We start from the raw sequence: 13,553 nt of genomic DNA, 5'->3' as shown, positions 1-13,553 counted from the left end.
AGGGCCGGGGTGTTCACACTTTCCAGAAACAGAAAAAGCCCCAAGCGATAGAGATGAACAGAGGACCCCAAAGCGGCATTCCGATCAGGCCCAGCCAGATCAAAAAGATGAAGCTGGTGCCCAGCAAGCTCAGGAAATACCTGTCGCCGCGCGTCGTGGTCAGGCCAAGAATACCCTGACGCTCTGCTCCGCCGGGGTATCTGATCTCGACCAATGTCAGGATTGCGATGCCGGTAAAGATACCGATGAAAACGAACGCTGTGGGCCAAGTCCAGGCCATCCAACTGAGCATATCAAACCCTTCCCATCGCGAAGCCTTTCGCGATGTAGTTGCGGACGAAATAGATCACAATCGCGCCCGGAATGATGGTGAGGGTGCCAGCGGCGGCCAGCAAACCCAGTTCATACCCCGCGCTGGACGCGGTTTTGGTCATGGTGGCGGCAATCGGCTTGGCCTCGACCGCCGTCAGGGTTTTCGCGAGCAACAGCTCGACCCATGAAAACATGAAGCAGAAGAACGCGGCCACACCGACGCCCGCCTTAATCGTGGGCAGGAATATCGACACGAAAAACCGTGGGAAGGAATAGCCGTCGACATAGGCGGTTTCGTCCAGTTCTTTTGGGACGCCGCCCATGAAGCCTTCCAATATCCAGACGGCCAGCGGGATGTTGAACAGGCAATGCGCTAGCGCCACCGCCAAATGGGTGTCGAAGATGCCGACCGCCGAATACAGTTGAAAGAAGGGTAAGGCGAAAACGGCCGCCGGGGCCATCCGGTTGGTCAAAAGCCAGAAGAACAGATGCTTGTCGCCCAAAAAGCGATACCGCGAAAACGCATAGGCTGCAGGCAACGCCACCGCGATCGAGATCACCGTGTTCAGCGACACATAGATAATCGAGTTGATATAACCCCAATACCATGTCGGATCGGTGAAGATCGTTTTATAGGCGTCCAGCGTGAAGGTCTGCGGGAACAGCGAGAAGCCGGACAGGATTTCGTTGGTGGTCTTGAAGCTCATCGCAACCAGCCAATAGATCGGCAACATCAGGAACAGGATGTAGATTATGGGGACGAGGGATCGTTTTTTCATCGGGGCGTCCTCAGTTCAGGTCATCTTTGGTCATCACGGTGTAGAACACCCACGACACCAAAAGCGTGATTGCGAAATAGATCAGCGACATCGCCGCGGCAGGGCCAAGGTCAAACTGCCCAAGGGCGATCTTCACAAGGTCGATGGACAGAAGCGTTGTCGCGTTGCCGGGCCCGCCGCCGGTCAGAACGAAGGGTTCGGTATAGATGTTGAAACTGTCCATGAAGCGCAGAAGGATCGCGATGGTCAGCACGTTCTTCATCTTTGGCAGCTGGATATAGCGAAACACCGACCAGTTTGACGCGCCGTCGATCTTGGCCGCCTGGTAATAGGCGTCGGGGATCGAAACCAGCCCGGCATAAGACAGCAGCACAACCAAAGACGTCCAGTGCCAGACATCCATCGTGACGATGGTGATCCAAGCTGCAACCGGGTCTTGGGTCATATCGTAGTTGATGCCCAAAACGTGGTTAATGAAATAGCCCAGCAGCCCAATGTCCGGCAGGGCAAAGATGTTCCACATCGCGCCGACCACGTTCCACGGGATCAGCATAGGCAGGGCCATCAAGACCAGACAGACCGGCACCCAGAACCCGTTGCGGGGCATCGAAAGCGCGATGGCGATGCCCAGTGGCACTTCGATGATCAGGATCAGAAAGGTGAACAGGAACTGTCGACCAAGGGCGGCGTGGAACCTCTCGGACCGCAGGATTTGTTCAAACCATGTCAGCCCTTCCCAGAAGAACAGGTTGTCACCAAAGGTTTCCTGCACCGAGTAATTCACAACGGTCATCATCGGGATCAACGCGTTGAAGGCCACAAGGATCAGCACCGGCAGCACAAAGAACCACGCCTTTTGGTTTTCGGTTTTCATGCTGTGGCCTCCTCAAGGGCGGGGTCGGTGGCGATCCAACCATCCGCATAAACACGGGTCTGGTTTTGTTGGAATTGCAAGTGCACGACGTCACCCTGGGCGGGGGCGGGGCCGTTCAGAATAGCGGCGACTTTCTGATCGCCGACCATCGCCTCGACCACATTATGGCGTCCAACATCGGCGACGCGGCTGACGCGGGCTTCGATCCCGGTCGCGCCGATATGCACAAATTCCGGCCGCACGCCGATTTCTATTCGGCCCGTGGTGCCGGGTGTCACGGCACCTTCCAGAGCCACTTTCTGGCCTTGGAAAAACGCAGCACCGTCTCGCAATTCGGCGGGCAGCACGTTCATCCCCGGCGATCCGATGAAGTGGCCCACAAAAGTGTGTGCCGGGCGTTCGAACAGTTCGACGGGCGTGCCGATCTGCACCACTTCGCCTTCTTCCATCACCACAACCTGATCGGCGAAGGTCAGAGCTTCGGTCTGGTCATGGGTGACGTAGATCATCGTCGCTTTGACGCGCTGGTGCAGCTCTTTCAGCTTTGATCGCAGTTTCCATTTCAGATGCGGGTCGATCACGGTCAGCGGTTCGTCGAACATCACCACGTTCACGTCGTTGCGCACCAGTCCGCGCCCCATCGAGATCTTTTGCTTGTTGTCTGGCGACAGGCCCGCCGCGCGGCGATCGAGCATGTCTGTCACGTCGAGCATCTCTGCAATTGCGTGCACCCGCTCGCGCACGGTCGCCTCGTCCCGCCCCCGGTTTCGAAGTGGGAAAGCCAGGTTGTCGTAAACCGTCATCGTGTCGTAGATCACCGGAAACTGGAACACCTGCGCGATGTTGCGGGCATCGGGCGGTTGGGTTGTCATATCCTGCCCGTCGAATAGGACCTGTCCTTCTGACGGCACCAAAAGCCCGGAAATAATGTTCAAAAGGGTGGATTTGCCGCAACCTGAGGGGCCAAGCAACGCATAGGCGCCGCCGTCCTCCCAGTCGATGTCGACATGTTTCAATGCGTAATCTTCCGGCCCTTTCGGGTCGCTCATGTAAGAATGCCGCAGGTCTTTGAGTGTGATCTTTGCCATGTTGACCCCTTCAGGCGGCCCGGCTGCCATCGGGCGCGAAATAGAGGCACGCGCCGGCATCCAAGAAGAATGTGTGATTTTCGCCAACCTTGTACGGGTGCGCGCCATGCGCCAGCGATACCCAGCCATGGTCATCAAATTCAAAATGCGCCGAGCTTTCGGAACCGCTTAGCTCGGTGACCGAGATGCGCCCCTCAAGCGGCACACTGGCGGTGACCGTCGGGTTTGGCAGGATGTGGTGCGGGCGCACGGCCACCGTATAGGGACCATCGGTCAAGTCGGTCGTGTCCGGCCCGGCGTCCCAAGTGATATTGCCCATGGCAAATTGTGCCCCACGTTTGACAACCGGCGCAGAGTTGATCGGCGGATCCGAGAAGATGCGCGCCGCGGCCAGTGTCGCGGGCGCGCGGTAAATATCTGCAGTTGTGCCAAATTGTGCGACATGCCCATCTGCCATCAGGGCGGTTTGACCACCTAGCAACAAGGCTTCTTCGGGCTCAGACGTGGCATAGACCACGACCGCGCCGCGGCCTGCGAAAAGCTCGGGCAACAGCTCGCGCAGCTCTTCGCGTAGTTTGTAGTCAAGGTTGGCCAGAGGTTCGTCCAGAAATACCGCCTGACTGTCTTTGGCTATTGCACGCGCCAACGCACAGCGTTGTTGCTGACCGCCGGACAGTTCGTGTGGCCGCCGGTTCAGCATCGGGCGCAGCTTCAGAATGTCAGCGGCTTCTTCCACCCGTCCCTGAATTTCCGACTTCGCCATTCCAGCCACTTTCAAGGGCGAGGCGATGTTGTCGTAGACAGTCATGTGCGGGTAGTTGACGAAAAACTGGTGAACAAGGCTGATCTTTCGCTTTTGCGTCGACAGCGTCGTGACGTCGGTCCCGTCCATCAGGACCTGTCCGGACGCGATCGGATCCAGTCCGGCCATCATCTTGATCAGCGACGTTTTCCCGGCGCCGGTTTCCCCCAGAAGCACGTTGAAGTGCCCTTTTTCCAAAGTCAGGCTGGTGGGTTTGATATGCGTCACCCCTTGCACCACCTTGGTGATTTCATTCAGCACAAGTGCCATCGGTCGTCCTTGTTTTGAAGGTTTGGGGCAGGGAGGCCGGGGCCATAACAGCCCCAGCCCTGTTCAGGTTACGAGGTCAGCGCCTCGCAACATGGGAGAAAACTTAGTTGGAACTCCACCGTGCGACCAGGTCGTCATAGTTGACGGTCTGACCTTGCGGCTTCTCGTTGTCCAACTTCGGTTTGGCGCCGCCATTGGCATACCACCATTCCGCGTCTTTTTCCTCGTTCAGACGTGGGCCACAGCCGCCATAGACGTTCTGGGCTTCATCCGCACGCTGCATCCGAGCCATCGTGATGTCCATCTCCTCGGCCAGACGGTCCATCGCTTCCTGCGGGGTAAAGGCACCCGAGTTCACGTCACCGATCTGCTGCCACCAGATTTGGGCCAGCTTCGGATAGTCAGGCACGTTGATGCCTGTGGGCGACCATGCCACACGATCAGGCGAACGATAGAATTCGACCAGACCACCCAGTTTCCCGGCACGTTCCGTGAAGCTTTCGTGATTAACCGAGCTGTCGCGGATGAAAGTCAGACCCACATGCGACTTTTTCACGTCCACGGTTTTCGATGTGACAAACTGAGCATAAAGCCAAGCCGCCTGGGCACGATCATCGGGGGTCGATTTCAGGAAAGTCCAGGACCCAACGTCCTGATAGCCAACCTTCTGACCTTCTTCCCAATAGGGGCCGTGCGGGCTGGGGGCCATGCGCCACAGCGGGTTGCCGTCGTCATCGACAGTGTTGTTGCCTTCAGATTTCGGCTTCACCATATCGGCGGTGAAAGCTGTGTACCAGAATATTTGCTGGGCCACGTTGCCTTGGGCCAAAGCGGGAAGCGACTGATAGAAGTCATAGCTCGCGGCACCCGGAGGGGCATAGTTGCGCAGCCATTCATCCCATTTCCGGATCGCATAAACCGACGCCGGGCCATTTGCTTCACCACCACGGGTCACGCTTGCACCTGCCGGGTTGCACGAACCGGCTTCCATGCGGATGCCCCATTCATCGATCGGGATACCGTTGGGTTCGCCCTTTGAACCAGCACCAGCCATCGACAACCAGGCATCGGTCATACGCCAGCCAAGGTCAGGCGCACGCTTGCCGTAGTCCATGTGGCCATAGATATCGACACCGTCGATGTTCTTGACGTCCTTCGAGAAGAACTCGGCAATATCCTCATAGGCTGACCAGTTGACGGGCACACCCAGATCATAGCCGTATTTCTCTTTGAACGCAGCTTGCAGGTCTTCGCGATCAAACCAGTCTTTCCGGAACCAATACAGGTTCGCGAATTGCTGATCGGGCAGCTGGTAAAGCTTACCATCAGGGCCGGTTGTGAACTGGATGCCCATGAAGTCTTCGAGGTCCAGTGTCGGCGAAGTCGTCGCTGCCCAGTCGCCTGCCATTTGATCGGTCAGGTTATAGGCCAGCTGCAGGCGCGAGTGTGTCCCGATCAGGTCACTGTCATTGACATAGCCGTCATACAGGTTCCGTTGGGTCTGCATCTGCGTTTGAACCGCCTGCACGACCTCTCCTTCACCCAGAATCTGGTGATTAACCTTGATGCCGGTGATTTCTTCAAAGGCTTTGGTCAGAACCTCGGCCTCATAGCCGTGGGTCGGGATGCCTTCAGACAGCACGTTGATTTCCATGCCGGAAAACGGTTGTGCCGCCTCGATGAACCAGTTCATCTCGGCCATTTGTTCGTCTTTGCTCAGCGATGAAGGCTGAAATTCGCTTTCAATCCAGCGCGAAGCGGCTGCTTCGTCGGCATAAAGCGAGTGCGTTCCCGCAATCACGGCAGTCGCCGCAACTGCGGACATAAGATACGTCCGCATCTTGTCCTCCCAGTTTTATTATTAGCCGGCCTCCCGCCGGATAAACTACGTTTGCAAAGACAGCGCTAACAGTCAACTAATAAATTAGTAGTGGGAATAATTGGAGCGCCAGTCCGAGAAATCTTACCCCCTGAGATTACCAGTCCCTAAAGAAAAATAACAAAAAAACAAAGCCTTATAACCAAATCGAACATTCCGAAATTTCATTGATTGATGTTGCACCTCAGCTATCACTATTTGGCCAACTTTATGGCCTATACTCAATGTCGTGCGTTCTGATGCAGCGTAGTGTGCACATTTCCAAGGGGACCAAACCTGACTTTGTTTTGCCCGAGTGACTCAACACTACAGCAGATGCTGCCTTGGCTGATCATACCTCACCCATAAAAATCTGCTGAGATTTTGTTCAAAAGCTCTTGGTTTCTATCCAAGGCGGATACTTGTCAGAGACCGCTTCGCCCGTATGGCCGACGCTGAGCCAATCGAATTGCCGCGTCATGCATGAATGGCCGGTCTTGGGCATTTCAGTTGGGTAAATTATCAGTTTCTCGGATGTCGGCTTTGGGCCGCTAGCCTTATTAACACAAGCGAAAGCGATGACATTTCGAGATGGTGAGCAATTCTCTGAAAGTTTCTCTAGGTGGCCAGTAACACAATCCTACGGACGCGGCCCGAACCCATTGTCCAATCGACATATCGGGCTGCATTCGGCAGGCGATGGCAATACCGTCACCCTTTCCTCAGACGATTGGTCACCCAGTTCCCAATGATAATTCTGAAACTGTGATGATCAGATTGCTCACTGGCACAACGATAGTCGATAACGTTGGCTGCTCAATGTCACTATCAAGGCTAGATAGTTGGCCATTGGATGCGACTGATTCTGCGTCAATTCAGTCAAGGCATTGCAACAAAGGAGGGGTTCAGTGGTGCCCAGAAGAGGCAACGAACACGCCTTTCGAAACATTCCGATAAATGCCGGTCTTAGAAAAAATTCTATTATTCTGGTGGGTTAAACGACGCTCGCCATTCCGACTTGTTCCGATAAGGTCCGCAGTATACAAGATATTGTGGTGGGACTGAAAGTGGGACCAGTAAATGCGAGAACTGAACAAACTTAGCGCCGCGTTCATAAAACACGCCCCGAAGGGCAAGTATGGCGACGGGGGCGGGCTTTGGCTTCACAAGGCAGATAAGGACCGTGGCAAGTGGGTTTTACTAGTGACCATTCATGGCAAGCGCCGGGAAATGGGTTTGGGCACACTAAACGACGTGCCCCTGAAAGACGCGCGTGAACAAGCCGGCTATTGGCGAGGTTTGGTTCGTGCAGGCAAGGACCCTATCAAAGAACGGGAACGCGAGCGCCGTGCAGCCCAGCGCAACATGCACTTGTTGCAGGACATTGCGCGCGATGCATTTGAAAGCCGTAAAGCAGACCTAAAAGGCGACGGGAAAGCAGGTCGTTGGTTTAGCCCCTTGGAACTGCATGTTTTGCCACGTTTGGGCAAAGTGCCCGTGTCAGACTTGGACCAGATCGACATACACGACACGCTTAAACCCATTTGGGACAGTAAAGCCGCCACAGCCAAGAAAGCCCTGAACCGACTCGGCATTTGTTTGCAACATGCCGCCGCGCTGGGCTTAGACGTTGATCTGCAAGCCACAGACAAGGCCCGCGCCCTGTTGGGTAGACAGCGCCACACCGAGAAACACATTCCAGCTTTGCCGTGGCAAGACGTGCCGGCGTTTTATTCCTGCCTTCAGGAAACCACACCAACCCATTTGGCGTTGCGGATGCTCATTCTAACCGGCGTGAGGTCTTATCCGATCCGCCACATGCACCTTGACCAAATCGAAGGCGACACTTGGACCATCCCCTCAGAGTCCATGAAGGGGCGCAAAGGGGCCACAGACGCTTTTCGGGTGCCTTTGCCCCGCCAAGCCTTAGAGATAGCCTCAGACGCCGCTGTGCGTGCCCGTGAGGGCTTTCTATTCCCTAGCCCGCGTCGCGGTGTCCTGTCAGATGCAACAATGGCCCGGTTGATGGAGCGACGCGGCATGGAAGCCCGACCACATGGTTTCAGGTCCAGCTTCCGCGATTGGGTCGAGGAAAAGACGCAGACGCCATACGAGGTTGCAGAAATGTCGCTGGGCCATACCGTAGGGGGAACAGTGGAACGCGCTTACCGCCGCACAGACCATTTAGACGCTAGACGTATCTTGATGCAGCGCTGGGCGGATTTTGTCTCGGCTGAAAGCGCAACGATTGTGAGGATTGGGTAGTGCTTGCTCCAGACGGATACGCACCCTTCATGTCACTTGAGAAACTGGCACTAAGCATAGATTCTGTTGCTAGTTTCGGCGCGCAGGATGCGCTCGATCAAAAAACCGGTTGGCATCCGATGCAGTCTACCGCTGACGTAATTGTAGAAAGAATTATTGACTACGCAGCATCAGGTTCAATCCTTTGGAATGAACGTTCGGGGATTATTTCCCCCGACATAGAAACACTTTTTGCATTTGGTCCTTTGGGACATTTGAACTACATGCGTAAACCGGATCCATCAATCTCGTTTGGAAAATATAGCTTTTCGAAGAAAACAAAGGCGTTGTTTGGGTTTGCCCAAGTTGTCGGACTTCCGAAATCCGAAGGCGATCGAATAAAGAATGACTATCGACAGCGTGCAATTGGACTTTGGAACATCGGCCGCGATAATATCTCAGATTTGCAGTGGGATTTAATTAGTAGCGCTGAAACAGTGGCCGCCAAGGAAACATCTCCCTACATAGCCGGTAAATACCAGCCGTTCTTATTCATAGATCGACTCTGGAGGGTCAATTTATCACTTTGGCGCGAGCTTTGCTCATTTAAGAACCTTCGCAAGAACGCGTTCTGGAAAGAATACTATGCCGATGCTGCTTGCGCACTTTTGAGTATTGAAGGAGCAAGTATTTGCTTTCCAAGTGGTGACCATGTCAGTGGGTTAGAGGCTTATTGGCGCTCTGCAAGCGAAATTCTAACTAACCAAGACGCTCCAAAAGCAGGCCGACCGCGCAAGCAGGAAATGGCTGCAAGCGCCTATCGTAAATTATATCCAAACGGTCATTCGAATTCATGGAAACTTGCATGCCGCCAAATTCTCAATGAAGTGGGACTGGAGGTTTCAGAGAAAACACTCAAACGGGGCCTGAAATTGGAGTGAACAAATTGTGTTTGCTCTGGTCAATATGGGGTCAAAAAATCGAAACCAGTTTTGACCATTTTGACCGAGTTGAACGCTACAAATCTTTGTCGTTCCTTTCAGCATGTTTAATTGCAAGCCGAAGGGTCACGATATGACACAGAAACTCTACCGACGCACCGAGGTTGAAGCCCTCACGGGTCTTAGCTCAACAACCCTCTATGACATGATGAACCGTGGCGACTTTCCCCGCCCCGTGCGTATCGCAAAACGTGCGGTAGCATGGCCTGAAAGCGTCTTGTCGGAATGGTTCGAAAACCTGCCCAGCGCAGAAAAATAGAAAACCCGCGCCTTGGCGCAAACCAAAAGCGCGGGTCGTGTTCTGAATCACATTTGCAAGATGCAGGATACGCGACGCGCTCCTTTATTCAAGGAGATAGCGATGACAGGCAGAACTGTCTTTTATGTTTTACCGATCAATGGCGTGAAGCCTTATAGACTGGCACTCAAAGGCCGCAATGCATGGGCGATGCTTCAACTAGTCCACGCAGGCAAGCGAGGCTGCACACCGATCAATAACCCCGCGCCACGTTGGAGTGCATACGTCCACAACGCACGCAAATTTGGTGTGAACATCGAAACCATTCACGAAAAGCATGGCGGTGCTTTTCCGGGCACGCATGCTCGGTATGTTTTGCATGATGATGTGCGTGTGATTGGTGGTGCCAAATGAACGGCGCACAACAACGTCAAATCAGATCCATTCAACGCAAACTTGGGGTGAGTTATCAACACGCCAAAGCATTGCGCCCCTTTGTCTACGGGAAAAGCCTGCATGGTTAAGGGGTATAAACAAAAGAAGAAGGGGGCTGGGCGTCACGTCCAGCTTCCTGAGTGGGTTCAAGCCACACCTGCCTGGCAGAGCCTCAAACCCGGCCCGAGGGCGCTCTACGTCGAACTGAAGCGCCGCTATAATGGTCGCAACAATGGCGAGATATTTTTGAGCCATAGGGATGCTGCAAAGGCGCTAAATGTTAATCGTAATACGGTTGGTGGCTATTTTTCCGAACTTCAGAATAAAGGTTTTATTAGGTTAACGCGTGGTCATTGCCTTGGCCCCGCAGGCATTGGGCAAGCTGCAAGCTATGCGCTCACAGAAGAAACATTGAACGGCTGCTCTTGCTCCAAAGAATTTATGAGTTGGAATCCAGATTGAAACTGAAAGCCCCGCGTAAAAAACGGGGTTTTCTTGTCCTACTAATCGGGACAACGCGTCCCAAAATTTGGGTTTATTAGATTCCGAAGGCACGAAAAACAGGACAGTTTGTGCAGATAATCCGGTCAATCAATGCTTGGTTATTAGGACATATATAGATCTGCCATGTGCCTTGGTGCTTTTCTTCGGGCGAGGGTGATGCATTCAATGCAGCTCAGCATCCAACCTAACAGAGCGGTTTTTTACCTTTATTTTGGCCGCAAATGAAATGCGTTGTGCCGTCCGGTCCCGACTCAAGACCAGCAGGCTTTTAGATATCCCGGCCTAAAGATGCTTGCCGTTGAGCAAGCCCAACAGGCGAACTTGGCCGCATGGGTGACGAATATGCGGCAGAGTTTGACTTTCGTTACAACAATCGTGTCGCAAAATGGGTAGATGATTCACAACGAGGTCTTAACTTGTTAGTGTCAGCTAAGGGCAAACGGTTGACATACCGGGGCTCACCAGTGGTCGCGTAAGGCGATCAAGGAAGGAAATGGATGGCTAAGACGTTCTCAGTGACAGTCTATCCAGACCCCTTAGGAGGGGAATTCCTAACTGTGTCTGATGCTCTCAATCAGGTGCTAGATATGATCGAAGCCCTTGAACGTTCCGAAGCTGTCAATCCGAACGAACGGCAAATCGTGTGGCGTCTGACTAAGGCCCACACGAATAGCCCCCCATTCACGTTGATGGCAGAGCCATTCCCGTCCAAGCCTGACCTTTCGATTGTGTTAGAAGCTAACCGCGTAGCTGGCCTTTTAGAAAGCGATGTTAGGGGGCTCCTAGAGGGTCGCGTCAGCGGTGTTGTGATTGATGCAATGCCAGCCTTGAAGCGCGTGATCGACAGAAACACTAGCACGATTACGCGAACCGAGATTACGTTCTCTGGCAGCGAACCATTTAGCATTCGCCCACAAAATGCCAAAACGGCGAAAGCCGCAATTGAACGCGCAGAAATATCTGAACGTGAAAGTAAGCCTGATTGGCAGCGCACTGAATATGGAACAGTAGAGGGCGAAATAGCTGGCCTCACCAGATGGAATGGCAAGCCCGCTCTAGATGTTATGGAGCGCTTGTCGGAAAAGAAATTCACTTGTGTTTTATCGGATGAATTGTCTGAAAAGATAGGGCCGGCGCATAACTGGAGTGAAGTTTGGGAGGGCCGGAGGGTCAACCTGACAGGTGCACTGCACTACAATTCAGACGGAGATTTAAAGCGGGCAGATATTGATGATTTTGAGGACGTTCCGTGGACGGACGTTACGATCAATGACCTCAAGAAATTTGATGTCTTGGGGGATATGTCTATGGAAGAACACCTAGAACTATTGAGGGGTGAAGCCATTGGCTAAACCACGGAAGTTCTATTGGGACACGTGCGCTTTTATCGGCCTACTCAATGGTGAGGCTGATAAGAAGCGAGAGTTGGAAATCGTCTACGGATGGGCAAGAGAGGGCAAAGCCGAAATCTGGACATCTACGCTGTCGATGATTGAGTGTCGCCGGATAGGCAAGGAGTCTTCAAAGCAGAAACCTATGTCTGAAGAAAACGGAAAGAGAATATCCGATATCTTTCGGCAGCAATACATCAAGCCAATCCCAGTGGCCGTTGATATTGCTGAAATGGGTCGCCAGCTTTGGCGGGACACTACAGGATTGACGAAATATCAAGATGCGGTGCATCTGGCGTCCGCTTTGCGGTGGAATCTAGAAACAATGCACACCTACGATCAGGATGATCTGCTTCATTTGCCAGGTAAGTTCCACTGCCGAAATGGAAGCGCGTTGACGATTTGCTATCCTGACAGTTCGACTGATGGAGAGTTTTTTGAACACGCAAAACAAAACCCAACTTGACCGCTTCAAAGAAGCCGCCCGTCAGCTAGAGACGGACGACGACGAAGAACGGTTTGAGAAGAAGTTGAAGAAACTGGTGAAGCAGAAGCCGAAGGGCAATCTGAAAACTACATCAGATGATTGAATTCACCGTCACGCTTCTTATTCTGATCGGGGGAATATGGCTCATATGGCAATTGTTCGCACTGGTGGGCGATATGGCCGAGCGTCGCGGTCAGGATCGCTTTCTTTGGCAAGTTGTTGCCGTCTTCATCAACCCCATTTCGGCAATGATACTTCTGTGGGTATTTTGCAGCGCGGAAGATGCCAGCGGCCCGTAGCTAAAAAATGGCATGGGGTTTGTCAAATATACAATCGCCAATCTTTTTGTCTGAAGCCGCCTCGCGCGCGTGCGCGCGCGTATTGGTTGCTTTACGGCGTCCGATAACTCTATGTTCTATGGTTCACAGAAGCACAGATAGTAACCTGATTTGCGTTTTCTTGTGTTTCTTTTACCCATCTTGTCCGAGTTATTTAGAATAACAAGTCAAAGACAATACTAAGTAATCTGACTTTACCCTCATGCGCATATTAGCCCTATCTTTCCAGTATGAAGGATAGCCCCTCGCTCATGAAATTTACCAACAACCTTAACAATTATTAACATTTGAAAGCCACGCGCCCGTTTTGTGCTACTTTACTTCGTTCAATAATTCTGGAAGCTCGCAAGCGTGTCTATTTTTATGAATTTCTAACGCTAAAACCGCTTGGTAGCGCATCAAATTTTTTGAGGAGAATGGCATGGCTAACACTAGGGCTTGTCTGATATTTCTAGCTGGGCTGTTCGTTGCCTCGATTGCAAATGCCAACGAAATTCAAGGCAAAGTTACTCATGTAAGAGATGCGGATACAATAGAAGTGCGCGGTATCCCAATCCGACTTGATGGCGTTGATGCCCCGGACAAAGGGCAGTCGGGGTATTGGGAAGGTAAGGATTGGATGAAGCAAAACTACTCTGGTAGATTGGTTCGCTGTATTTTGACTGGCAAGAAAACCTATGACCGTTGGGTTGGAACTTGTTTCGGAAGCAAAGGCGAAAACATCAGCGTTGCAGTAATTAGCGCAGGTTGGGCGCGGGACTGTCCTAGGTTTTCCGGTGGAAGATATCGGAAGTATGAAACTAGGCGCTCGCGCTCAGTGCCAATGAAGAAATATTGTCGCTAGCTCGCCCATGTTTACATAAATGCGTCTCTAGGTAGTGCATCGTGGTATCAACTTGCAATAGTGGGGCTTAAGATGGGACCGCCTGCCC

General features: G+C 52.9%; 16 protein-coding genes and 1 pseudogene. 11 read left to right on the top strand and 6 right to left on the bottom strand.

Annotated features, from left to right (window positions below):
* Positions 1 to 13: 13 nt before the first annotated feature.
* The 6 genes from K3556_RS15075 to K3556_RS15050 form a co-directional block, all read right to left on the bottom strand.
* Positions 14 to 292: a DUF2160 domain-containing protein gene (locus K3556_RS15075; protein WP_260517573.1), complete on the bottom strand. Its 279-nt coding sequence runs from the start codon at positions 290 to 292 to the stop codon at positions 14 to 16.
* A 1-nt stretch (position 293) separates the two neighbouring features.
* Complete coding sequence (locus K3556_RS15070) at positions 294 to 1,091, bottom strand: carbohydrate ABC transporter permease (RefSeq protein WP_260517572.1); 798 nt, start codon at positions 1,089 to 1,091, stop codon at positions 294 to 296.
* A gap of 10 nt (positions 1,092 to 1,101) precedes the next feature.
* A complete protein-coding gene (locus K3556_RS15065) occupies positions 1,102 to 1,965 on the bottom strand; it encodes a carbohydrate ABC transporter permease (RefSeq protein ID WP_260517571.1) in 864 nt (287 codons plus the stop codon).
* Positions 1,962 to 3,053, bottom strand: coding sequence for an ABC transporter ATP-binding protein (locus K3556_RS15060; protein ID WP_260517570.1), 1,092 nt, complete (start codon positions 3,051 to 3,053; stop codon positions 1,962 to 1,964). Before K3556_RS15060 ends, K3556_RS15065 begins: the two co-directional genes overlap by 4 nt.
* A gap of 10 nt (positions 3,054 to 3,063) precedes the next feature.
* Positions 3,064 to 4,125 (bottom strand): ABC transporter ATP-binding protein, encoded by a 1,062-nt coding sequence (locus K3556_RS15055; RefSeq protein WP_260517569.1) that lies wholly within the window; start codon positions 4,123 to 4,125, stop codon positions 3,064 to 3,066.
* 103 nt (positions 4,126 to 4,228) lie between these two features.
* The gene (locus tag K3556_RS15050) at positions 4,229 to 5,965 is read right to left on the bottom strand and encodes an ABC transporter substrate-binding protein (protein ID WP_260517568.1); all 1,737 of its coding nucleotides are present in this window, start codon (positions 5,963 to 5,965) and stop codon (positions 4,229 to 4,231) included.
* A gap of 1,098 nt (positions 5,966 to 7,063) precedes the next feature.
* Between K3556_RS15050 and K3556_RS15045 the strand changes: the two genes are divergently transcribed.
* The 11 genes and pseudogenes from K3556_RS15045 (at position 7,064) to K3556_RS14995 (ending at position 13,465) form a co-directional block, all read left to right on the top strand.
* Entirely contained in the window at positions 7,064 to 8,248 is a 1,185-nt protein-coding gene (locus tag K3556_RS15045) for a tyrosine-type recombinase/integrase (RefSeq protein WP_260517567.1), read from the top strand.
* Between the two features lie 29 nt (positions 8,249 to 8,277).
* Positions 8,278 to 9,168: a hypothetical protein gene (locus K3556_RS15040; protein WP_260517566.1), complete on the top strand. Its 891-nt coding sequence runs from the start codon at positions 8,278 to 8,280 to the stop codon at positions 9,166 to 9,168.
* Between the two features lie 133 nt (positions 9,169 to 9,301).
* Positions 9,302 to 9,487, top strand: coding sequence for a helix-turn-helix transcriptional regulator (locus K3556_RS15035; protein WP_260517565.1), 186 nt, complete (start codon positions 9,302 to 9,304; stop codon positions 9,485 to 9,487).
* A gap of 102 nt (positions 9,488 to 9,589) precedes the next feature.
* Positions 9,590 to 9,880 (top strand): hypothetical protein, encoded by a 291-nt coding sequence (locus K3556_RS15030; protein WP_260517564.1) that lies wholly within the window; start codon positions 9,590 to 9,592, stop codon positions 9,878 to 9,880.
* Between the two features lie 102 nt (positions 9,881 to 9,982).
* Positions 9,983 to 10,363 (top strand): hypothetical protein, encoded by a 381-nt coding sequence (locus K3556_RS15025; RefSeq protein ID WP_260517563.1) that lies wholly within the window; start codon positions 9,983 to 9,985, stop codon positions 10,361 to 10,363.
* A 383-nt stretch (positions 10,364 to 10,746) separates the two neighbouring features.
* Positions 10,747 to 10,881: pseudogene (locus K3556_RS15020) on the top strand (IS1595 family transposase); the annotation flags it as partial.
* 21 nt (positions 10,882 to 10,902) lie between these two features.
* The gene (locus tag K3556_RS15015; RefSeq protein ID WP_260517562.1) at positions 10,903 to 11,757 is read left to right on the top strand and encodes a hypothetical protein; all 855 of its coding nucleotides are present in this window, start codon (positions 10,903 to 10,905) and stop codon (positions 11,755 to 11,757) included.
* On the top strand, positions 11,750 to 12,262 hold the full coding sequence (locus K3556_RS15010) for a type II toxin-antitoxin system VapC family toxin (protein ID WP_260517561.1): 513 nt from the start codon (positions 11,750 to 11,752) through the stop codon (positions 12,260 to 12,262). The genes K3556_RS15015 and K3556_RS15010 overlap by 8 nt, the downstream gene beginning before the upstream one ends.
* Positions 12,234 to 12,386: a hypothetical protein gene (locus K3556_RS15005; RefSeq protein WP_260517560.1), complete on the top strand. Its 153-nt coding sequence runs from the start codon at positions 12,234 to 12,236 to the stop codon at positions 12,384 to 12,386. Before K3556_RS15010 ends, K3556_RS15005 begins: the two co-directional genes overlap by 29 nt.
* Positions 12,379 to 12,582 carry a hypothetical protein gene (locus K3556_RS15000; protein ID WP_260517559.1) on the top strand — a complete coding sequence of 68 codons (204 nt, stop codon included), beginning with the start codon at positions 12,379 to 12,381 and terminating at the stop codon, positions 12,580 to 12,582. Before K3556_RS15005 ends, K3556_RS15000 begins: the two co-directional genes overlap by 8 nt.
* A 460-nt stretch (positions 12,583 to 13,042) precedes the next feature.
* Positions 13,043 to 13,465, top strand: coding sequence for a thermonuclease family protein (locus tag K3556_RS14995; protein WP_260517558.1), 423 nt, complete (start codon positions 13,043 to 13,045; stop codon positions 13,463 to 13,465).
* The last annotated feature ends 88 nt before the right edge of the window (positions 13,466 to 13,553 follow it).

This window comes from Aliiroseovarius sp. M344 (genome assembly GCF_025140835.1).
GTDB lineage: Bacteria > Pseudomonadota > Alphaproteobacteria > Rhodobacterales > Rhodobacteraceae > Aliiroseovarius.
Note: the sequence above shows the minus strand (reverse complement) of the source record. Positions and strands in the feature narration are given on the sequence as shown.

Coding starts and splice junctions, on each gene's coding strand:
- K3556_RS15075 (WP_260517573.1), bottom strand. CDS start 292: ATGCTCAGTTGGATGGCCTGGACTTGGCCCACAGCGTTCGTTTTCATC.
- K3556_RS15070 (WP_260517572.1), bottom strand. CDS start 1,091: ATGAAAAAACGATCCCTCGTCCCCATAATCTACATCCTGTTCCTGATG.
- K3556_RS15065 (WP_260517571.1), bottom strand. CDS start 1,965: ATGAAAACCGAAAACCAAAAGGCGTGGTTCTTTGTGCTGCCGGTGCTG.
- K3556_RS15060 (WP_260517570.1), bottom strand. CDS start 3,053: ATGGCAAAGATCACACTCAAAGACCTGCGGCATTCTTACATGAGCGAC.
- K3556_RS15055 (WP_260517569.1), bottom strand. CDS start 4,125: ATGGCACTTGTGCTGAATGAAATCACCAAGGTGGTGCAAGGGGTGACG.
- K3556_RS15050 (WP_260517568.1), bottom strand. CDS start 5,965: ATGCGGACGTATCTTATGTCCGCAGTTGCGGCGACTGCCGTGATTGCG.
- K3556_RS15045 (WP_260517567.1), top strand. CDS start 7,064: ATGCGAGAACTGAACAAACTTAGCGCCGCGTTCATAAAACACGCCCCG.
- K3556_RS15040 (WP_260517566.1), top strand. CDS start 8,278: ATGTCACTTGAGAAACTGGCACTAAGCATAGATTCTGTTGCTAGTTTC.
- K3556_RS15035 (WP_260517565.1), top strand. CDS start 9,302: ATGACACAGAAACTCTACCGACGCACCGAGGTTGAAGCCCTCACGGGT.
- K3556_RS15030 (WP_260517564.1), top strand. CDS start 9,590: ATGACAGGCAGAACTGTCTTTTATGTTTTACCGATCAATGGCGTGAAG.
- K3556_RS15025 (WP_260517563.1), top strand. CDS start 9,983: ATGGTTAAGGGGTATAAACAAAAGAAGAAGGGGGCTGGGCGTCACGTC.
- K3556_RS15015 (WP_260517562.1), top strand. CDS start 10,903: ATGGCTAAGACGTTCTCAGTGACAGTCTATCCAGACCCCTTAGGAGGG.
- K3556_RS15000 (WP_260517559.1), top strand. CDS start 12,379: ATGATTGAATTCACCGTCACGCTTCTTATTCTGATCGGGGGAATATGG.
- K3556_RS14995 (WP_260517558.1), top strand. CDS start 13,043: ATGGCTAACACTAGGGCTTGTCTGATATTTCTAGCTGGGCTGTTCGTT.